Origin of the sequence: Flavihumibacter petaseus NBRC 106054 (assembly GCF_000974785.1) — a bacterium.
Classification (GTDB): domain Bacteria; phylum Bacteroidota; class Bacteroidia; order Chitinophagales; family Chitinophagaceae; genus Flavihumibacter; species Flavihumibacter petaseus.
On sequence record NZ_BBWV01000001.1, the window covers coordinates 1,424,278 to 1,446,260 of the forward strand.

The 21,983-nt window shown below is 49.5% G+C and carries 12 protein-coding genes; 3 read left to right on the forward strand and 9 right to left on the reverse strand.

The window, feature by feature from the left end; genetic code table 11:
* Positions 1-66: 66 nt before the first annotated feature.
* Genes FPE01S_RS05935 through FPE01S_RS05950 form a run of 4 tightly spaced genes read right to left on the reverse strand, consistent with a single transcriptional unit; the run spans position 67 to position 6,380 of the window.
* Positions 67-1,053 (reverse strand): hypothetical protein, encoded by a 987-nt coding sequence (locus FPE01S_RS05935; protein ID WP_046367891.1) that lies wholly within the window; start codon positions 1,051-1,053, stop codon positions 67-69.
* A gap of 10 nt (positions 1,054-1,063) precedes the next feature.
* Positions 1,064-1,708, reverse strand: coding sequence for a hypothetical protein (locus tag FPE01S_RS05940; protein WP_046367892.1), 645 nt, complete (start codon positions 1,706-1,708; stop codon positions 1,064-1,066).
* A 15-nt stretch (positions 1,709-1,723) separates the two neighbouring features.
* Positions 1,724-3,187 carry a RagB/SusD family nutrient uptake outer membrane protein gene (locus FPE01S_RS05945; RefSeq protein WP_083990141.1) on the reverse strand — a complete coding sequence of 488 codons (1,464 nt, stop codon included), beginning with the start codon at positions 3,185-3,187 and terminating at the stop codon, positions 1,724-1,726.
* A 10-nt stretch (positions 3,188-3,197) separates the two neighbouring features.
* Positions 3,198-6,380: a SusC/RagA family TonB-linked outer membrane protein gene (locus FPE01S_RS05950; RefSeq protein ID WP_169749134.1), complete on the reverse strand. Its 3,183-nt coding sequence runs from the start codon at positions 6,378-6,380 to the stop codon at positions 3,198-3,200.
* Positions 6,381-6,829: 449 nt separating this feature from the next.
* Here FPE01S_RS05950 and FPE01S_RS05955 point away from each other — a divergent pair, with 449 nt between their 5' ends.
* Positions 6,830-7,846, forward strand: a complete 1,017-nt coding sequence (locus tag FPE01S_RS05955; protein ID WP_052955538.1) for a LacI family DNA-binding transcriptional regulator — start codon at positions 6,830-6,832, stop codon at positions 7,844-7,846.
* Positions 7,847-7,848: 2 nt separating this feature from the next.
* Here the strand turns inward: FPE01S_RS05955 and FPE01S_RS05960 are convergent, their stop codons facing one another.
* From FPE01S_RS05960 to FPE01S_RS05975, 4 genes are all read right to left on the reverse strand, one after another.
* Entirely contained in the window at positions 7,849-8,859 is a 1,011-nt protein-coding gene (locus FPE01S_RS05960) for a c-type cytochrome (RefSeq protein ID WP_046367896.1), read from the reverse strand.
* Positions 8,860-8,868: 9 nt separating this feature from the next.
* Positions 8,869-10,188 carry an aryl-sulfate sulfotransferase gene (locus FPE01S_RS05965; RefSeq protein ID WP_169749135.1) on the reverse strand — a complete coding sequence of 440 codons (1,320 nt, stop codon included), beginning with the start codon at positions 10,186-10,188 and terminating at the stop codon, positions 8,869-8,871.
* Positions 10,189-10,292: 104 nt separating this feature from the next.
* Positions 10,293-11,810 carry a RagB/SusD family nutrient uptake outer membrane protein gene (locus FPE01S_RS05970; RefSeq protein WP_046367897.1) on the reverse strand — a complete coding sequence of 506 codons (1,518 nt, stop codon included), beginning with the start codon at positions 11,808-11,810 and terminating at the stop codon, positions 10,293-10,295.
* An 18-nt stretch (positions 11,811-11,828) separates the two neighbouring features.
* Entirely contained in the window at positions 11,829-14,831 is a 3,003-nt protein-coding gene (locus FPE01S_RS05975; protein WP_052955540.1) for a SusC/RagA family TonB-linked outer membrane protein, read from the reverse strand.
* A 215-nt stretch (positions 14,832-15,046) separates the two neighbouring features.
* Between FPE01S_RS05975 and FPE01S_RS05980 the strand changes: the two genes are divergently transcribed.
* Together FPE01S_RS05980 and FPE01S_RS05985 are read left to right on the forward strand one after the other, a co-directional pair.
* Positions 15,047-18,034 carry a glycoside hydrolase domain-containing protein gene (locus FPE01S_RS05980; RefSeq protein ID WP_046367898.1) on the forward strand — a complete coding sequence of 996 codons (2,988 nt, stop codon included), beginning with the start codon at positions 15,047-15,049 and terminating at the stop codon, positions 18,032-18,034.
* A 36-nt stretch (positions 18,035-18,070) separates the two neighbouring features.
* Positions 18,071-21,211: a DUF5107 domain-containing protein gene (locus FPE01S_RS05985; RefSeq protein WP_052955541.1), complete on the forward strand. Its 3,141-nt coding sequence runs from the start codon at positions 18,071-18,073 to the stop codon at positions 21,209-21,211.
* A 404-nt stretch (positions 21,212-21,615) separates the two neighbouring features.
* On the opposite strand, the gene FPE01S_RS05990 is transcribed toward FPE01S_RS05985, so the two are convergent.
* Entirely contained in the window at positions 21,616-21,963 is a 348-nt protein-coding gene (locus FPE01S_RS05990) for a carboxymuconolactone decarboxylase family protein (protein WP_046367899.1), read from the reverse strand.
* Between the last annotated feature and the right edge of the window lie 20 nt (positions 21,964-21,983).

The window sequence follows — 21,983 nt, forward strand, 5'->3', positions numbered from 1 at the left end:
TCACCGGCAAAAAAAGGCCACCTTTTCAGGTGGCCGGTTGTCATAATTTCTCTACATGTCCAGGCATCACCGGTGGGTGATATCCGGCATTTTAAACAGAATTTCATATTTGCCGGGAACAAAGGCCCGGAAAACAAACCTTGGGTTGGCTGAATATTCGCCTTCCGGGTAAGTTGCGGCATTGTCGTGCTTTACGAACTGCCCGGGTATGCGGTAATAAATATTAAATCCATTACCAAGGGATGTCAGCGGAAACGGAATGACACCATAGGTAAATTCCATCCTGTCATCAAATAGTTCCGTCTTCAGGGCATAGTCCTGGAGTGTCTGAAGGTAGGTAGCGCCATTCGGACGACGATTGATCTCACCAGCCCTGGGGTTAAACGGTACGCCGTTCTTGTCCATCATTTTAACAACCACTACGTTCGGCGACTCCCCAACACGATTGATCTCCACAATCGGGGTAAACAGGTTGGTCGCTTTGGATTCATCACCTACTTTTACCATCCGGGTGTAGGGAGTGCCAATTTCAGGATGCGCGTCGTAAGGCTTGCCGTCATTCAGTTGAATATGTCCGAGTTTGGGATACAGCTGTTGGCCTGCGCCATTGCTGATTTCCAGGTCAAAATGATATTTACCCGGAGGCACATTCAGTGTGGTGAAATTTGCCTCCACCTGTCCACTGGAGGGGTTGATCATAATTGGTGTTACTACCATATCAGTCTGCTTCGCGGCGATCAGCTCCAGTGTCGTATCTGTTTTCGGATCATATAAAGCCGTCCAGCCCTTGATGGTTGTCTCCTGGCTGAAGATATCGTCAACCAGCTTTCCGGCATCGTCGTAGATATGCACCATCCTTACAGTTGTTGGCTTGGAAGAACCATCAAGGTTCAGTGCCGAACTCACTTTCGTACGTCCTTTCTGGATGAGAATAGGATCTTCTTCATAACGGATACCGGGACTTAAAAATCCATCCGGCAGTTTTTTACACCCGGTTATTGTGCCCAACAGGACTCCTGCCAGCACGGTATAGCGTAATAACTTTTGAGACATTACTTTCTGTTTAATTTCTGAAGAATAGGGTGTGCTGATTATTGAGAACCTGGATCATCCCGGTATTGGATTGGATACCGGAGGTTTGCACTCTCACCTTGTCACCATCAGGCTGCAGCGTGTAATAGACTATTCTGGGAATCGTAGAGACTGAGCTGTTGTAACCGAGATCCGGATCCCTTGTTTCCTCAAAGGAAATCAGCGTCGTGCCACCGGGAAACAGTGTCGGATAGATTTCCCCTTCTTCTTTCAGCTGATCATAGGGTGTCAGGTTGGGAATCCGGTAAAGGTCAATTGAATCTGCAAACATGGGCAGCTCATACTTAATCATGCTGTCGATTGTCCATCTCCGTCCTTCATCGATATTCTGCTCTTCACTTTCCCGAAACGCCAGGTATTTGTTGATGGAATAGTCAGTAGGCGCAAAAAAAGTAATTCCCGGTTCGTTGATCTTGTCCTTGATTCCAGCTTTATCTACAAGCAGCAACAGGGTATCAAACAGCTTTTGGGAATTGCTTTGCAGGAAATCATAGGTAGTCATATCTACCTTCGCCTGGTGTAATGTTCCCCCGATAAAATATTCATCGCGTTTGCAGGCAGAAAACATCAAAGCTACTGCCAGGACTGCGGTCAAATAAAACGATAACTTCTTCATACAATTCATTTGAGATTAGTGATTTTTCCACCATTCATTCTGGGTAAGCAATGGATCCTGTGGCAGCAAGGTGCGCATATCCAGTGGCCAGTAGTATCCTTTCTTTTGCAGGCGCTCTTCGGAATACTGATCTGTAAACCAAACCTTCAACTGATCCATACGAATGAGGTCATATGCAATAATGCCTTCTCCGTAGAATTCGCGATAACGTTCGTTCATGATCTCGTCCCACAATTCTTCTCCGGAAATATTTACTGCATCCAGTCCTGCCCTTTCTTTTATCTGGTTCAGCAATTGCAGGCTTAGTCCTTCATCTCCAGTCTTGTATGCAGCTTCTGATTTCAACAACAACACATCAGCGTAGCGCATCATTACTAGGTTGTTATCCACCACATAAACTGTTTCCTGGGAAGGATCGTAATAGTCAACATTGGCATATTTTTTCAGGTAGCCATCGCCATCATAGTCGCCAAATGTTTGGCTGAATCGCTTGTCTTTCTCCTTGTCATACAACCATTCTGTAAGGTCATAATTTGGACCCCAGGAGACATAGGCTTCCTTGTCCTTAATCAACGGATCATGCAGGAAAATCCCGAAAAAGTCAGCTGAGCCTTCCTTATTTGCATCATCATGTTTCATAAACGACTCCAGGATACTTTCTGTTGAATTACCCTGGAAGATCTGAGAAAAATTTTCTCCTGATTCCAGTGCGTAATCACCCGAGTTGATTACAGCATCGCAATAAACTGAGGCATTGGCATAATCATGTTTCCAGGCATAGACCTGCGCCAGCAATGTCTGGGCAGCACCCTTACTCGCAGCTGTTTTATCCTTGTAGGAATCCTGGATGGACGGTAGCAGTTCTACTGCCTTTTTCAGGTCTTCGATGCAAAAACTCAGTGCTTCATCCTCGGGCGTGCGGGGAACTGGTTGAACTGTCAAAGGGTCTTTCAGAGACTCGGTCGTTACCACCGGATCGCCCCATACCCGTGTGATGTAGAAATAGGTATATGCCCGCAGGAAATACGCCTCACCCAGTGCCTGGTTCTTCTCTGCTTCTCCGCCATCAAAAGTGGTGGCGTCAATATTCGGTGTATTCTCGATAATCAGGTGACACTGGTTGATCACGGTATAAAACCTTGTCCAGTTCCAAACGGATGCTTCCAGGTATGGTGCATAGCTGAAATGAAAGTTCTTGTCTTTCAGGATGTCGGTATAATTCCACCAGACATTACCATCCAGCCACATTTCATCCGCCGGAAGGTCGCCGAAAATAAAATAACTCTGATCCTGGCGGAAGGCACTGCGCAATCCGCCATATGCACCAGCCAGTGCTTTTTGTACATTGGGTCCGCTCTTCCAGAAAACATTGTCATACGTAGCGTCTTCCGGTTTGAGGTTGATGTATTTGCTGCAGGATGGCAAACAAAGCATTGCCGCGACTGCCAGCACTATCGTATTAATAGTTAATAGCTTCATGTATTGAAATTTAGAGTGTCACTTCGAGTCCAAGGGTATATTTCCGGGGCAATGGATAGGCGCTGCCGCGATATTCTCCCTGCGGACTCACCAGCTCGGCGTCCGGAACAGAAGCATTCTGGAAAGTGTAGATGTTATCAATAATACTGTAGATCCGCAGGCCCTGGATTTTCAAGCGTTGCAGTTTATTGCGGTCGAAATTGTAACCCAGCGTAATATTCCTGATCTTGAAATAACTGCCGTCTTCATTCCAGATCGTGGAAAAGGGAAGAAACTGGTAATAGTTCGGGCCATACGGGCTCAGACTGGGCCATGTGGCATTCGTACTTTGCCCCTTATCTCCGTTTGCCGGAACCCAGTAATTCACATTGGACAGATCAGGAAGACGTTGGGCTGCATAGTTGTTGATGTTTCCAAAATTCCAGACGTTGGCGTATTGTGCAGACTCAAAATTGTTGATGATATCGCGACCGATAGTGTAGGTGCACAAAACGCCCATGGAGAAATTCTTCCAGGTGAACTCATTGTACAGACCACCAGTTACCTTCGGGTTAGGGTCCCCGGTAGCTACAAGGTCGCCTTTTGCCTCTCCTTTGTCCTCATCACTCCAAACGTCCCAGTCGTGGTTCACATCCACCCACATCGGAAAACCTGGCTTTACCGGATAATATCCTTTGAAATAAGTCAGTGGTGAGCCTGTCAATGGATTAACAGGAATTTGCGACTGCTCGTTGTAAACGCCGGTGTACAGCATCTGGGCCCAGCCATAAATCGGTGCACCTACCTGGAAGATCAGCTCCTGGTTGTAATTGTAGGAGCTGGTATAGAATGTTCGATTACCATTCGGTAGTGCCGCTATCCTGTTCTTGTTAAAGGATGCGTTGATGTTGGTGGTCCATTGCAGCGCACTGGTCTTTGGCAAATTCCTGGTCTGAATCATCAGGTCTACTCCTTCATTCAGGATCTTCATGGGCGCATTATAACTCATGGAAGTGTATCCGGTAAAGAAGGGGAATGGCAGATTCAGGATGGGGTTCAGTGAATTCCGGCGATAAGCATCAACGGTAATATTCACCCTGTTGTCAAACAGGTAAAGATCCATGCCGATATTGGCCTGGTTCGATTTATTCCAGGTCAGGTTTGGCAGTGTAATGGGTTTTTCAAAAGAAGGTGTTGCCATCACAGTACCATTATAGGTTCCCTGTGTAACATTCCAGGTATTGTATGGCGCATAGAAGTCGTCCGGCATGGTACCAGATAATCCATAGCTGCCCCGCAATTTCAGGAAGCTGATCCAGGGAATATTGGACATAAATTTTTCCTCTGATAAGATATACCCAAGTGAGACACTAGGAAAATACCCCCACTTGGAATCCTGACCGAAACGCGAAGAGGCATCCGCACGCCACGTCGCATTCAACAAATATTTTCCGGCAAAATCATAGGACAATTGACCCATAAAAGACAGCAAGCCGGCACGTTGCGCTGAAGAATAGGCGCTGATATCTTTCTGAGGAATGCCGGAAACAACATGTATATTCTCATCCGGTACATTGTACCCCTCAATGCTGCTGCCGGATTTATCATCCAGCTGAAAACTCTGGGTGAACACCACACCAAAATTGTGATTCTTTCCAAGCGTCTTATTTCCTGTCAGGATGTTGGCAATATAGTACTGCTGATACTTGTTTTTGTAAGATGCGGCGAATGAACGACCGTCCGAAGTAATCTCTCCCGGCTGAAAGCGGTCGCGGTTATCTGAAGAAGAACTGATTGAACCCTGAAGGGAATACTGAATTCCTTTCACAACATCATAGTTCAGGTTCATGTATGCAGTAAACAGGCTTGTCTGGTTTTTGTCTTTCTGGTCATCATATGAACCCATATACAGTTGCATATCGGCATCAGAAGGCTTGTAGAATGATGCCGGCATAGTAGTGCCGTCTATAGGGACCACCTCGTTGCGGCCACGGCCTAGTCCTACCTTCCGATCCATTCTGGAAGCTGCCACATTCAGGTTCATGTTGACCTTTGGTGTGATCCGGAAATCAAAATTTCCCCTCAATGAATAACGGGTAAACCCTGTTTGTTTGATAATGCCATTCTCATCATAATAGTTCATGCCGACACGGTAGCTCAGCTGATCAGTACCGCCGGAAACACTCAGGTCTCCGTTGGTCACATTACCGGACTGGTAAAAAAGATCCTGGAAATCAGTTGCATTGTTAAACGCAGGATTCAAACTGTCAGAAAGTACCTGAGGCATATTGCTCAGCTGCTGATAACTACTGTAGAGATACATCAGGTCCAGCTTCTGACGGCGTTCTTCTGCACCGGCAACCGTACGCAGAAGCTTTGGCTTCTCCACAACACCGTAGTAAACACCCGCACGCATTTGTGGCTTGCCAATCCGACCCCGCTTGGTTTTAATCACAATCACGCCATTGGCACCCCGTGAACCCCACACTGCTGTTGCAGCTGCATCCTTCTGCACAACGATACTTTCAATGTCATTCACATTGATACCTGCGAGATAATTTGTTCCTGTGCTGGATGCGTTCTCCAGATCGGTCACAGACATCGGCACGCCATCGATGATGTACAATGGCGTACTCAGTGTACGGGCATCATCCAGCCCGTTGTTAAGATCTGTAACAATGGTGGAGTTTCCACGTACCGTGAAAGTGTTACGGATTCCCGGCTCTCCGGAAAAATTCTGGATGTTCACACCAGACACCTTTCCCTGCAACAATGATTCAAAGCTGGGTGCAGGCAGGTTTTCAATGGACTTTCCGCTTACCACTTGTACCGCACTTGTCGTCTTACGAAGAGATTGTTTCTGGTAGCCAACGACTACCACGTCCCCAAGGTTTTTGTTCTTTTTGTCCTGCAGTCTTACCGTGATGTTGTTCACACCATTCGCGATGTTAATGGTGGCTGCATCGTAATCCACAAAACTGATTACCAGTTGGGTTGCAGTCGCAGGAACAGTGATTTTGAATCGGCCCGCAGCATCGGCCAGAGTTGAATTATTGCTGCCTTTTTCGATGATTGTTGCCCCTTCCAGGGGATTCCCGTTCTTCTGTTCCAGGACTACGCCGCTGATTACCCGTGACTGGGCTTTCAGTTGCGATACGCCGAGGAACATACATGCTAAGGTGAAGACAAGGGAATAGCATGCTGATCTACGCATAAGCATTTCAGTTGTAGGTTTGGTTAGATAAATTCCCGATGTTCAAATTCTACAATTTTTAGATAAAAAAATATCAGGGATGGCGGTGCGACACTTCATTTCTACCACGCAATCGATTGATATTACAATGCATACGATTGCGCTATTTTTAACAACTTTTTAAAACTTGAGGAGAAAAGGTGGAAATGGCAACTCAATGTTCTCACTAAAAAGCTTACGATTTTACGGTTAGACATTAACGTTACCATTACAATTCACGGGTTGGTGAAGATCTGGCAACAGTCAGGATGTTCCGGGGCAGCTTCGACTGTACCTGTCAGTCAACATGGAGCAGGTTTTTATCATATGTGCAAACTTTGCCAAAACAATCCTTGTCAGGGTATCACTTGACCATTCGCCTCACAAACGATTGGGCAAATAGTCTTAATTTTATCCCAGACCCCATGGGTATGACTACTAAGAAACTCCCCACCATTAAAGAGATTGCCAAGCAGCTCAATATCTCTGTATCTACAGTATCCCGTGCGCTGCACGACCATCCCAGCATCGGACTGCGCACCAAAATGCGTGTACAGCAACTGGCCAAGGAAATGGGGTATGAACCCAACCAGACCGCGATTTTTTTCAAACAACGTAAAACCTTCACCATAGGCGTAATCCTGCCCTACCTTATAGAAGATTTCTTCGCAGGCGCCATCAGCGGCATTGAGGCTATCGCCAATGAGCATAAATACAATGTGCTGATTGGTCAGTCCAACGATGATGTGGAAAGAGAAAAGGCCATTGTTACGGCCTTCAAGAACCAGCGCGTAGATGGCATTATTGTCTCGCTCTCCAAGCACACCAAGAACCTGGACCATTTCACCGCACTGGAGAAATACCAGATTCCCGTAGTGTTTTTTGACCGTGTTCCTTCTTCCAATGCCTTTAACAAAGTGGCATTTGATATGCCCCACGGCACCCACCAGGCTATTTCCTACCTGATGGAAAAAGGGCACCGCCGGATCGGCATCATCAATGGTCCCAAGGAAATGAAATCATCCAAGGAAAGAACGGACACCTACATGGAGGTGCTGCAGAAGAAAAGGTTGAAAATAGACATGAGCCTGGTAGCCTATTGTGATCTTACCAAGGAAGGCACCGCAGAGGCCATGGAGTCTTTGCTCAGCCTCAAGCAACCACCGACGGCCATCCTGGCCATGAATGACTATGTAGTGCTCGATGCCATTCAGTATGCCCGCTCCAAAAAACTGAAGAACAACAAAGACATTGTTTTTGTGAGTTATGCCAACCTGCCCATTACCCAATACCTGGAGAATCCGCCCATGGCCTCACTGGAACAATACCCCAAAAAGCAGGGGGAAAAGGCTGCCGAGCTCCTGTTGGAGCAGATCAACAGCGAAACAGAAATTTCTCCCCGGAACATCCTGATCCAGGGAGAAATGATTTTTCACAAGGGTAAATAAGATCAGTAACTCGCTTTCAGTCCCTTTGCCTTCCAGTCGTCGATAATGGGCTTGAACGGTCCGTATTTGTGTTGTGCCGCAGGGAAGGTATCAGCAAATGGGGGATGATCATAGTCGATCGCCTTCTCTTCCTTATTCGGGTAGTCAAAATCTGTCACGCCCGGCCGCTTATGGCGGGTGTCATCATTCACAAACGCCGCAATATCGATCGCTTCCTCATCGGTGAGGAAGGGCTTGTCGTGTGTAGCCTTATCATAAGGCATATTGGCTTTCAGCCATTTTGCCTGCATCAGCACCCGGTGCATGCTTGAACCCGGCTGATACCCATATTGTCCCCACAAAGGCGGATAGTCATAGGTGGCCTTATCAAACCGCATCTGGCCTTCACCATTGGCACCATGACAACGCGCGCAGTTTGCCGCATACAGCACAGCGCCTTTGGCAGTGTCCGCTGCACGGGCGGGAAGATCGACAGACAAATTTTTAGCGCCCAGGTAATGCTGGTCTTTCGGAATATAGCTGTTGATCCATTTCAGGTACGACAGGAATGCGACCATTTCTCGGCTGTCCAGCGGAAGCGGTTTACCATTGTGCGGCCGCATCACGCAATTGTTCACACGTTCTGCAAGCGTCAGCACCTTGCCTTCCCGGGCACGGTATTGCGGATAGTTGGCATGGGAAGCCATCAGGTTAAAGCTGAAGGGTTTGGTTCCTGCATCCTGGTGACAATTGGTGCAATTCATTTTATTGCCCAGGTATTTGCCGTTCTTTCCCTCAGGACCGATATAGTACGCCGTGCGCATCATGAGCTCGCGGCCATATTTCACGAGATCACCAAACTTGCCATCCGGCATATCCGCACTGTCAATCACGATCAGCTCCGGTTTCGCCACCGCACTGTCCACCGCTTTCGCTTCCGGTTGCTTTTCACCGGCTACGGATGTACAGGCGATCCAGACCCACATTACCATCGGGAGGCATGCTACAATTGCCAGCCACTGCATTTTTTTCATGTTGTTTCCTTAATGCGTTAAAAATGGAAATAGTTTTTCTTTCGGTATGAATTCCACACGATAAGGTGAAGCATTGCTGCGTAACGCCCAGAGAAATCTTCCCTGGAGATTGGTCAGCACCACGGTATTTCGTTTGGTACAGGTACTCAGTACAGTCGTATCATTGATCAGGTAGGCGCTTCCCATGCGCTCACTGTAAACATCTTTCGGCAGGGGCACATCAAAAGCAAGGGTGGCAACTTTGGTGGCCTCATCGAGACGGTACGACAATACATGGCTCTGCAACCTTTTGGTGCCGTTATCGAATAGCATCAGGTTACCCTGGGCATTGATATGCGCTGCATGGCTGTTGTCGAACCAATCGCCCCCTGCCAGCGTGTAATCACCGCCCTTTCCGAATTTCCAGATCACTTTACCGCTTTGGGCATCGATCTTCCAGATTTGCCCGTTGTTGTAAAACGAAAGCAGGTAATTGCCATCCTTGTCCACCTGGAGGCTGTTGGCATGCATCCAGTCGGACTTCTCTTTGGCAATAGCAGGATCCTGAAGGGGATCCAGCACGTCAAAGATGGTCCAGTGCCAGAGCGTCTTGCCACTGCGATCCATCACCAGGATACCGTCGGTTTTCACCGTGTCTGCCTTTCCGCCGCCCCTTTTACTCAGGTTCATCACCTTTTCTTCAGAGCTGATAGTGATGAGCCGATCTTTATACGGTAGTACTTCGTGGTGCAGTGTCTGTTGAAAATCGCGGCCCTTTTTAAGGTGGAGCAACGTATCGCCGGACAAATTAATTTCCAGCAGTTCATTGCCGTAGCTGGTCTGGTAAGTTTCATCTCCCAGTAAAGCCAGGATTGTTTGCTGCGGCGTGAACGTAGCCATCTTCACGCCGGTGCCGTTCACCTGGTGGTACCAGCGGATATTGCCTTTCGCATCCAGCAGGTAGATCAATCCCGGCAGATCGCGGCGGTAAACAAGGAAATAGCCATCCCGGAAAGCCGCCGGCAAAATACCCGGATCGGGACAAACCAGGCGGAACTGGTCCTGCGCCCACAGGGGAAGTTGCTGGCTTTTGAATTCATATTCTTTCCCCGCCGATGTGCAGGTACCCCTGCGCGTTACTAACTGGTAGGCATAGGTGCGGCCGGGTTGCAGGTTCGTCAAAACCTGTGAAGGCGACTCACTGGTTGCACTGAACGCTGTCTCCGTTACTGAATCCCTACTGCCTTTCGGCCAGTACCGTACCGCCAGTGCCAGCGTATCATCAGAATGGATGGCCACTTTAACCTTCAGGGAGTTTTTCCCCGGCGCGCTCAAGCTGATATCGCGCACTTTTCCACAATTCTGGGAGCAGGAAACCAAAACACTGCAAAACGCAAAAAGCGCCGCTGACAAAATTGTCAGAGCGCCCCTTGCTGATTGCTGAAATGAGACCATCATAAGCGACCCGTATTATCCAGGTTGGGGTTGAGGTCAACCTGCGATTGCGGGTACGGGAAATATCTGTGTTTGTTTATATCGATCACCGGATCCTTACCAATAGACTCCAAATAGTCATTGGTAACTTGCTGGTATTTACCCATACGGATCAGATCCACGCGACGCTTGCATTCGAAGAACAACTCCCATCCCCTTTCCTTACACAATTCATCCCGGAGGGAATCTTTGGTATAGTTGCCAGGCGCAGTGAGCAATGGCGCCTTCGCCCTTCCTTTAACCATGTTGATCAGGTCGATGGATTCCTGGTTGGAACCGTTCAGCTCGTTAAGCGCTTCGGCGCGGCAGAGCAGGATATCGGCATAACGCAGGATGGGAATACCGTGACCATCATAGTAAGTCTTGGAACCGGCCGGGTCAGCATATTTTCTTGTCGCTACGTCAGGCAGGTAATACACCCCTGCAGGAGGATTCGGCTGACCGGCGATGGGTGCCTGGTATTGCAGGCCGTCGGAACCTTCATAGTCATAGAAGAAATTCTCGCGGCGCTCATCAGAAAGTGCATAACTATTGAAGAAGTACCAGGATACAGCGTAGTACTGCCAGCGGTCCGTTACTTCCTGGTGCATCATTGGCCCAAAGTGGTTCATCAATTCGGTACCGTCATTGAGGGCATCCGCCAGTGAACTGAAGATAAACTCCTTGCACCATTTATTGCTTTCGGCAAACAAGCCGTTGTAATCGGGATACAACTCATACTGATTCAGGTTCATGATCTGGGTGGTCATGTCAACCACCTTTTGCCAGTCATGGCGGCGCATGTACAGTTTTGTCAGCAATGACATGGCTGCACCTTTGGTTGCGCGGCCCACATCATTTGTTGGGTAGATTTCCTTGCCCTCGTAATTCAGGGGCAGGCTGGCTATACAAGCCTCCAGTTCACTGATCAGGAACTGATCGATCTCTTCCACAGAAGTCGGTTCCGGCTTGGAGCTGTAATCCGGTTGGGCTGCTTGTGCTTCTGTCATGAGAATCACCGGTCCGAACTCGTCCGTGAGATCAATATAACTTAAAGCCCGGAGGAACCTGATCTCAGATGTAAACTGTGCTCTTTCGGCATCAGTGATTACTGTGATTCTGGGCATGTACATCAATGCAATATTTGCATCTGAAATCAACTTATACTGGTGTTGCCAGGCAAAATTGAGATACTTATTATTGGTTGACCATTTGCTGTCTGAAAGCAGCGAAATATCCCCGGATGCACTGCTATGCCCGATGTCCGTAGTAAAATCGGTAACGGTCATCTGGAAGCCGGCGTAGTACATGTAAGAATCACTGACGCCACTGGGTTGTTTCAGCCTCGCATAAATGGCATTTACTGCCGCGATGGCGTCATCCCTCGTTTCGAAGGCATTCTCCTCCGTGAGGGAACTATATACTTTAGGTTCTACCCATTTGTCACAGGAACTCAGGCTCAGGACCAAAGCGGGTAATATAATGCGTAAGATTTTCATGTCTGATAGTTGAATCCGTTAAAAGTTCAGTTTGGCTCCGAAAGTAACCGTCCGGTAAGCAGGGAAGGCATTGAAATCCAAACCTGCTGTGAGGTTGGCGTTACCGCCATTCGTGTTTACTTCAGGATCTGTTCCGGTGTAGCCCGTAACAGTGAACAGGTTCTGAACCGTGGTGTACACCTTGATGTTCCGGATCTTGTTCTTCAGAGATCCCAAAGGCAGGTTGTAGGCTAGCGTCACCATCTTGCACCGCAGATAGGAAGCGTCTTCCACAAATTTGCTGTGGATATAGTTGCCATATTTGGTAGTGAAATAACCATTGCGGGGAACATTTGTGTTCTCGTTGTTTACTGTCCAGCGGTTTTTGGCTTCAACACCCGTGTAAGTTTCCAGCAACAGGCCATTCATGTTGTACAGGCTGTAGTCCAACGCGCCCTGGAAGAAGATGGCAAATTCAATCCCTTTGTAGGTGAATTCGTTGTTCAACCCAAATACATAATGCGGGTTGGCATTTCCCAGGTATGTACGGTCGCCCGCAGTAATTGATCCATCACCATCCACATCCTTGAATTTTGGATCGCCGGCAACTGAATTGGGTTGGGGACTATATTTCTCGCCGGTTTTTATTACACCTTCATACACATAACCATACAACATACTCAGTTCTTTACCCACTTCGAGTTGCGTGAAATCGGAGGCGGGCACAGATCCGTCAGGATTGGCTGTTTGCGCACGGATATATTTGCGATCCCCGAGATCCGTTACTTTTTGTTTGTTGTAGGCAATATTAAAGTTGGTGCTCCAACGGAAATCTCCCCTCACAATATTCTCTGTATTGATCGCGAATTCGATGCCAGTGTTCTGCAGGGAGCCCACATTGGCCAATTGGGTAGCAAATCCCCACCATTGGCCAATCGGAAGGTCCGCAATCAGGTCCGTGGTTTTCTTCTGATAGAAATCGACGGTAGCAAGAATCCTGTTCTGAACAAAGCCCATGTCGAGGCCGATGTTCAGTTGCGCATTGCTTTCCCATTTCAGATCCGGGTTAGGAAGCGTTTTTGCTACGATACCGCCAGATAAAGCGCTGCTTGCATCCAGCGAAACACCGGTTGGTCCAAATGTTGCCATATAGCCATACGGAGGAATCCTGTCATTCCCCGTAGCACCATAGCCGGCGCGGAGTTTCAGGTCGGAAAAGATGTTGAGATCCGCAATGAAGTCTTCCTTAGACAATCGCCATGCCAATGAACCTGAGGGGAAATAACCCCAGCGATTGTTGGGACCAAACTGTGACGATCCGTCAGCACGCCACGTAAATGTTGCCAGGTATTTGTCAGCAAACCCATAATTCAGGCGACCATACACGGAAGCCAGCTTTCCTGGAGTCCGTAAACTGGTGGACTGCAATCTTTCTGTCGCCGCTCCAAGGTTCCAGTACAGGTATTTATCGGTAGTGAATTTCTGAACCTGGGTATAGTGTTCATCAGTCACATCATTTTGCTGTGATACCCCACCCATTACACTCAGGGAATGATCACCAAACTGTTTGCGATAGGTCAGGTATCCTTCAAAAAGATTCCGGATCGAAGAAACATCCTTTACACTGGCCTGGCCTTTTACCTTTGCCCCGGAAATCAATGTAGTAGGCAGGTAGTAACCTTCCTTGGTGGTGAATATCTCGGTGCCGCCACTGACATGTGCTGTGAGTCCTTTGATGATCTCATAATCAACGAACACGTTTCCGGTGAATTTATTCTGGTAGCGGTCGTTGGTCGGCTCCAGCAACCATGCCATGGGGTTATCACGGCCCTTACGGGTGGCATAGGTACCGTTAGCATTGTAAACAGGAATGGAAGGGGACGTGAACATCAGTCCGTATAATACGTTGGACGGAACAATGTTTCCATCATAGGTCTTGTATTCAGAAAATGCACGTGCGGCATATACGTTCGCGCCAACTTTGAATTTACCACCAAAGGTCTTATCCATGTTGAGACGGCCGGAATAACGTTTGTAGTTTGTTTTCAGCAACGCACCATCCTGCTGGAAGTAGTTTCCGGAAAGGGAGATATGAGAATCTTCCGTACCTCCCCCTACACTAACATCATAGTTCTGCACGGTAGCATTGCGGGTACCTTCCTTGAACCAGTTGGTATTCACTCCGCTGTTCAGTTCCGCATCGGTGAACTCGGGCGGGTTACCGTTCTCCACTGCCTTGGCATTGGTGATGTTCATGTAATCCGTAGCGTTCATTAATTCAGGTTCCTTGATCACAGATTGAACTCCATAGTATCCCTCAACAGCAATAGAAGGTTTACCGGTTTTTCCTCTTCTGGTAGTAATCAATACAACGCCGTTAGCACCGCGCGAACCATAAATTGCAGTGGCAGAGGCATCCTTCAGGATCTGAATATCTTCAATATCGGCCGGGCTGATGTCCTTACCGGTAGAAGAGATAAACCCATCCACCACATAAAGGGGTTCGTTGGTTGATTTGATAGAGTTACCACCACGGATCCGGATGGTTGTTTCACCGCCGGGTGCCGCATTGGTCTGACTTACCTGTACGCCGGCTGCACGACCCTGGATCGCCTGGGCCATGTTGGAGGTAGCACCACCGAGGTTCAGATCATCCCGGCTAACCGAACTTACTGATCCGGTAAGATCCTTTTTCTTTGAAGTACCATAACCCACTACCACCACTTCGTCGAGCTTCTTCGAAGAAGATTCAAGCGTAAGGGAAATGGCAGACTGGTTCGAGGTGAGTTGCTCCTGCGTCACGTAACCAACAGAAGAAAACTGCAACACAGCACTCTTCGACGGCACCTTGATTTTGTAGTTACCGTCCTGATCGGTGGTTACCCCACCGCTGGTTCCCTTAACCTTAACCGTTACATTCGGAATGCCGACACCCTTGGCGTCAACGATCCTGCCACTAACTTCGCGGGAACCATCCTGACCCTGTACCACAGTACCAGCCAGGCTGCCGAAGAGCAGCATCATCATGAAAAATTTTTTCATACCAGTAGTCTTAATGATTTGTTAACCGAGCTGAAAAGTAGCGCTGATCGAAGCCTTATCGCTCAGTCCACTTTAGCTGTAGACTTCTGGAGCGGCAGCGCAAACGTTTGAAATAACGGCGCAAACGTTTGCCCGAATTTGTCCGCTTGATAAGCCGGGGAATTCAATCAAACGATTGCAGGGCATCCCGTTTTTTTAACTTCATAGTTTTAGGCATGAAAAAATTGTTATCGCTTGCCGCGCTGCTGGTTACAGCAGGCAGCGTTCTCTCGCAGGAAATACCCTATAACGATGGCAAAAATGCCTGGAACGAAGACTCCCTTGGAAACCACCGCGCAGTGATCACGGTAAAGCAATCCGGCAAATACGCCCGGGTTTCCATTCCCTGGAGAAGGGCAGATGAAAATCCTGAAAACAAAAGGCTGATCCTCCAGGATGGCAAGACAGGTAACAAGATCCTCAACCTGCAAACACTCAGCATTTCCGCAGAAAAAGCAGAAATCGTATTTGAACCGGTGAGCGGCACCGGCACCTACTACCTCTATTATCTTCCTTATAAGAACGAAGGCCGCGCCAACTACCCGAAAGGCGTATACCTCAAGCCGGAAAATACTGCATCAACTGACTGGGCATCAGGCACTTCTGCTGTAAAAACAGCCAATGCCTCGGTATCCGCATTTCAATCCATCGATGCCTTCAACTCCTTTTATCCCATGGAGGTTGCAGCCACCGCCAAAGAAACTGCCAGCCTCATTGCCAAAGCTCCCCGAAAAGACTTTCTCCTGTTCACCGAAGACCGCATCTACCCGATCCGTATGACGGATAAACTTCCTTACCGGTGGACCAAACAGCAAAAGCTGCAATTCTCAGGCAAGGCGTCAAAAGGAGAACAATACAGTTTTCAGATCGGACTTTTCGCGCAACAGGATATCACGGTAAACAGTGTAAGCTTTTCAGCCCTGTCTAACGGCGCCGGACAATCGATTCCAGCTGCACAGCTTTCCTGTATCAATACTAACGGAACCGACTACAAGGCAAGCCCCCTCACGAAAACCGTTCCTGTTTCCAAAGGCCAGGTTCAGGCCCTGTGGTGCCTGCTCCATATCCCCCAGGCCACTTTGCCCGGAACCTATAAGGGCACCGTCACCATCCAGACGACCAGCGGACAACCCGCTACCGTACCCGTTTCCATTACAGTTGACAACAAAGCGCTGTCCGATGCCGGCATCAGTGAACCCTGGAAACAAACCCGCCTGCACTGGCTCAATTCAACACTCTACCAGGAGAATACAGTGGTAGCACCGTACACCCCGCTGGAATTATCGGGTAACAGGATCTCCCTGCTGGGCCGCTCCCTGGAACTGGCACCCGACGGCCTCCCCAAAAGCATCCAGACCTATTTCACCCCTGAAATGACAGGAATGACCCAGCAACCCAACCAGTTGCTTTCAGACCCTATCAGCCTCCGCATCGTCGATGCCTCCGGCGACCAGCAATTGCTCCCACCCGGTGGATTCAAAATAACCAAACAATCACCCGGCACCATCGAATGGACAGTTACAGCCAAAAACGCCGCATTGCAATATGACCTGAACGGCAGCATTGAATTCGATGGCTTCATGACCTACACGATTGCCATCACTGCGCTGAATGATGTTTCGCTGAATGATATCAACCTTCAGATCCCGTTCACCACAAAGGCATCCAAATACATGATGGGTCTCGGTCAGAAAGGAGGAGCCCGCCCCGAAAACTTCCAGTGGAAATGGGAAGTCGCCACCAAAAACCAGGATGGCGCATGGATCGGTGGCGTAAATGCAGGTCTCCAGTACTCCTTGCGCGACGAAACCTATTCCCGTCCGCTCAACACCAACTTCTACCTCCAGAAACCCCTGCACCTGCCCTCTTCCTGGGGCAATGGCAACAAGGGCGGCATCAATATCAGCAACAACAACGGCAACGCCCTGGTGAACAACTACAGCGGCAGCCGTACCATGAAGAAAGGCGATAAGCTCTATTACAATTTCACCCTGCTCATCACCCCCTTCCACACCATCAATACAGACTTCCAGTGGGAGAACCGTTTCTTCCACCGTTACAAGCCCATTGATACGATCGTTGCCAGCGGCGCCACCGTGGTCAATATACACCACGCCAACGCCATCAATCCCTGGATCAACTATCCATTCATCGAATACAAGGCGATGAAAGCCTTTATCGATTCGGCACATCAGAAACACCTCAAGGTGAAGATCTACAATACCGTGCGCGAACTGTCGAACAAAGCCTACGAAACCTTTCCGCTCCGCAGCCTCGGTCATGAGATCTATTCTCCCGGTAAAGGCGGCGGCTTCAGCTGGTTGCAGGAACATATCGGCAAAGATTATATCGCCGCCTGGTTCGTTCCCGAGATCAAGGATGCTGCCATCGTGAACAGCGGCATGAGCCGCTGGCACAATTACTACGTGGAAGGCATGAACTGGCTGGTACAAAACGTCGGCATCGACGGCATCTACCTCGATGACGTTGCTTTCGACCGCATCACGATGAAGCGTATCAAACGTGCCCTCACCGCTAACGGTCATCCCGGCATTATCGACCTGCACTCAGCCAACCAGTTCAATAAGAGCGACGGTTTCAATAACAGCGGCAACCTGTACATGGAACATTTCCCTTACCTCAACCGTCTCTGGTTTGGTGAGTATTTCGACTACGAAAAGAACAGTCCCGATTTCTTCCTGACAGAAGTGAGCGGCATTCCGTTCGGCCTGATGGGCGAAATGCTCGAAGGCGGTGGCAACCCCTGGCGCGGTATGATCTATGGAATGACCAACCGTTATCCGTGGACTGACAATTCCGACCCCCGTCACCTTTGGAAGGTATGGGACGAGTTCGGTATGAAGGGTACTGAAATGATCGGCTACTGGTCAGAGAATTGCCCCGTTACTACCGGCAACGCACAGGTGCTGGCCACGGTATACCGCAAGAAAGGTGCAGCCCTGATCAGCATTGCCAGCTGGGCGCCTGATGCCACCAGCGTCAGCCTGAATATCGACTGGAAGAAACTCGGCATTGATCCCGCCAAAGCGACCATCACGGCACCGGCCATTCCAAATTTCCAGGAAGGACGCAGCTTCCAGAAAACAGAATCGATTCCCGTAGCCCCCGCAAAGGGCTGGCTCATCGAGGTGCGTGAGAATTAAAACAATTTATTTCATTCGGTACAACAGCGGATAAACATGTTACAGCAAATTCGGTTAAGGATCATCGGTATAGTAACCACTGCAGCCATATTAACAGCTGCAGTGGTCCACGCGCAGCAACCTGCGTTATTCCGGGAATATGAAAAGGAGTATACCACATACCCTTTCTCAGATCCCAATCCTGTACCTCTGCTCACACCGGTTTATCCGTATTTCCGCTTCGACGGCTTCACCACTACACCCGTTCAGCAAAAATGGAAAGTGGTGGAACTGGAGAATGATTATATCAGACTCCTGATCCTGCCGCAGATCGGCGGAAAGATCTGGACGGCTATTGACAAGAAGACCAACCGGCCCTTCCTGTATGACAACAAAGTGATCAAGTTCCGCGACATTGCCATGCGCGGACCGTGGACAAGCGGCGGACTCGAAGCCAACTTTGGCATCATCGGCCATACACCCAACTGCGCTACCCCTGTTGACTATACCGTCGTAAAGCAGGCAGACGGCAGTGTGAGCTGTTATATCGGCGTACTGGAGTTGCTGAGCCGGAGTTACTGGCGGATGGAGATCCGGCTGCCGAAAGACCAGGCGGCTTTCCAGACACGCACCTTCTGGTACAATGCTTCAGCCCTCGATCAACCCTACTACCACTGGATGAATGCCGGGCTTCCCGCCGGCAATGATCTCGAGTTCATCTATCCCGGAACAAAATTCCTCGGGCACGATGGCGAGAGTTCCGAATGGCCGGTAAAGGACAACGGTAAAAAGATCTCCTGGTATAAAGAAAACAATTTTGGCGGGTATAAGTCCTACCACGTATTCGGTAAGTACGCTGAATTTTCCGGGGCATACTGGCACGATACGGGCGAAGGAATGGTCCGCTTCGGAAGCCGCGACGACAAGGCAGGAACGAAGATCTGGATCTGGGGGCTTTCCCGCCAGGGTATGATCTGGGAAAAGATGCTCACTGATCGTGATGGACAGTATGTGGAACTGCAAAGCGGCCGCATGTTCAACCAGAACAGTGAAAAAAGCAGTCTGACACCGTTCAAACATATTGGTTTTGCACCGTTTGCGACGGACAGCTGGTCGGAAACATGGTATCCCGTTTCACAAACCGGTGGCATGGTGAAAGCTGATGCATCCGGAGCGCTTAACCTGAACCGTAAGGATGGCCGGGTCGTGTTTACTTACTACGCTGTAAAGGAGATCAGTGATACAATTGAATTGACAGAGGGCAACAGTACACGTTATCGTAAAGCGATACACCTGCAGCCTTCCCAGGTTTTTACAGATAGCGTGACGATTAATGGCAACGCAGGAAATCTTACCTGGAAACTGCTGAACAGCAATTTCACCTATGACGAAGATCCGAAGTCGGATAACCTGTCACGCCCGGTTCACACGCCGGCTGATTTCAACTGGAACACTGCTTACGGCCAACTGGTAAGCGGTACCGAAGCGATGGCGATGAAACAGTTCGACCGTGCAGAAAAGGCATTTGCAGCAGCCCTGGCGATCGACAGCAACTATTTGCCCGCGCTGGTGAAATACGCAGAACTGGCCTATCGCAGCATGCGGTATGACAGGGCATTGCATTTTGCCCGCCGCGCCCTGGCCATCGATACGCATGATGGCGCCGCCAACTACTTTTATGCCCTCAGCAATGCTGCAACAGGAAACCAGGTTGATGCTGCAGACGGTTTTGCACTGGCAACCCTTGACCCTGCTTACCGCAGCGCCGCCTATACTGAGCTCAGCAGGCTCTTCTGGAAACAGCATGCGGCCGTTAAGGCTATAGTCTATGCTGCAAAGGCCCTGGAAGCGCAGCCCCGCAATATCGAAGCGCTTCAGTTACTGGTGTTCATGCAGCACCGGGCTCCGGCAGCAGTGGCAACATCCGCAGACCATTCCGTTGGAACTCCGGCCCAGGCAATTGAAACGATCAGATTACTTGATCCGCTGAATCATTTTACGGCTATGGAAGCGTGGCTGCAGCAACCCAATGCTGCCAACAGGGATAAACTGAATACCGTCATCCGCAACGAACTGCCGGCAGAATCCTATCTCGAGAAGGCTATCTGGTACGCGGGACTTCAGGACACTGTAGCGGCACTGAAATTATTGTCTGTTTCACCGGTAAATAGTGAAGTTATTCTCTGGCAGGATGCATTGACCCATAAGAAAACCGATCCTGCAAAAGCAGACCTGCGATTCAGCTTTCCCTTCCGCCCCGAAACCTATGCACTGCTGACGCGCCTCCGTAACCAGCAGGATCACTGGAAATGGCAATACCTCCAGGCACTCCTGCTGCAGGCTGCCAACCGCAGCCAGGAAGCACTGTCACTACTTCAGGCAACAGGTGACACGCCTGATTTTGCGCCCCTGTATGCTTACCGCGCTGCCCTTGCTGCGCAGGTGCAGCCCGGCGCACCAGGCATCCCTGCCGATCTTCAACGTGCTTTTTCACTCGACAGCAGCTGGCGCTACCGCAAGGCACTCATCGCCTGGTATAACGATAATGGTCAGCCGCAAATAGCGCTGCCGCTCGCTGCCTCCTACGCCAAATCCCATCCGGCTGATTATATCATGGGTATGCTCTACGCAAAAACCCTCTTGCTGAACAGGCAATATGCTGCCAGTGATGCAGTTCTTACGAAACTCAACATCATTCCCTTTGAAGGCGCCACGGAAGGAAGGGAAATGTACCGGGAGGCAAAACTGATGCAGGCGATCTCCGCTATTCAGCAAAAACAGTATCGCAAGGCGGCGGGATTTATCTCGGCTGCGAAAATCTGGCCTGAAAATCTTGGCGTTGGCAAACCTTATGACCAGGATATCGATCTGCGGCTGGAAAACTGGCTCAGCTACGATCTGTCCGCCAGGTCCGGCAAGCCCGACCTGCGTTACCTCGAAGCCATTGTTGCCTTTGAACCGAAAGTGGACAACACCGTTCGCAACTTTATTCCTTCCAATGCGGCAGTAAACGAATGGACCAGGAAGGAGCTGCAACGGCTGGCGGGTACATCTGGTTCTACTGCAAAAGCGGCCTCCACCCTGCTGGCATCTGCCGGCCGCGATGGCGCCGCGGAACCACATACAGCCACCGGAACAGCTTCACCAACGGCAGACAGCAACCAGCGCATTATTGATGCTGTGGGCGCATTGCGCTGATCAGTGATTCTTGCCCCCGGCATTGTCAGCAGTTGCGAATGCTTTAGGCTGAAGCTTTAGCGAAGGAGGGCTTTGCCCATCGAAGCTTTAGCGAAGATGGGTGCCGCTTTTTGGAAATCAACCAATTTATAAAATTCAGTGAAATGAGCCACAAGACTGCATTCCACCAAAATAAACGTTTATTGGACGGCTATTCCCTGGTTATCATTCCCGCGCAGGCACGTGTATTCCTGCCTCCCATAACCTGAAAACTTTCTCCACTAGGATGCAATCACCGCGATCTCCCGGCCGCAGGCCGGTAAACTTTGGTACTCGCTAATAAACGCCGTCAAATCCACCAGCACCTGCCATTTAAAATACACTGCGCCTCTGCTCCCCCGAGCCCTGCGTGAAAATAGCTAGCACTAGCGGGACGCGATCAGCTCCTCCCAATACTCCGCAGCTCTCCGCGTATGGGGAATCACAATAGTGCCTCCAACAATATTGGCAACCGCAAACACTTCGTACAGCTGTTCCGTCGTAACGCCCTGCTCATGGCATTTACCAAGATGATACTTGATGCAGTCATCGCAGCGGAGTACCATACTGGCTACGAGCCCCAGCATTTCTTTGGTCTGTACGGATAATGCACCGGCATCATAAGTGTTGGTATCGAGATTCCAGAGCCGCTTCATCACGAGGTTGTTCTTGGAAAGAATGACTTCGTTCATGCGTTGGCGGTAGTCGTTGAATTCCTGTATCAGGGCACCCATAGTGTTTGTTTAGCCCTGCA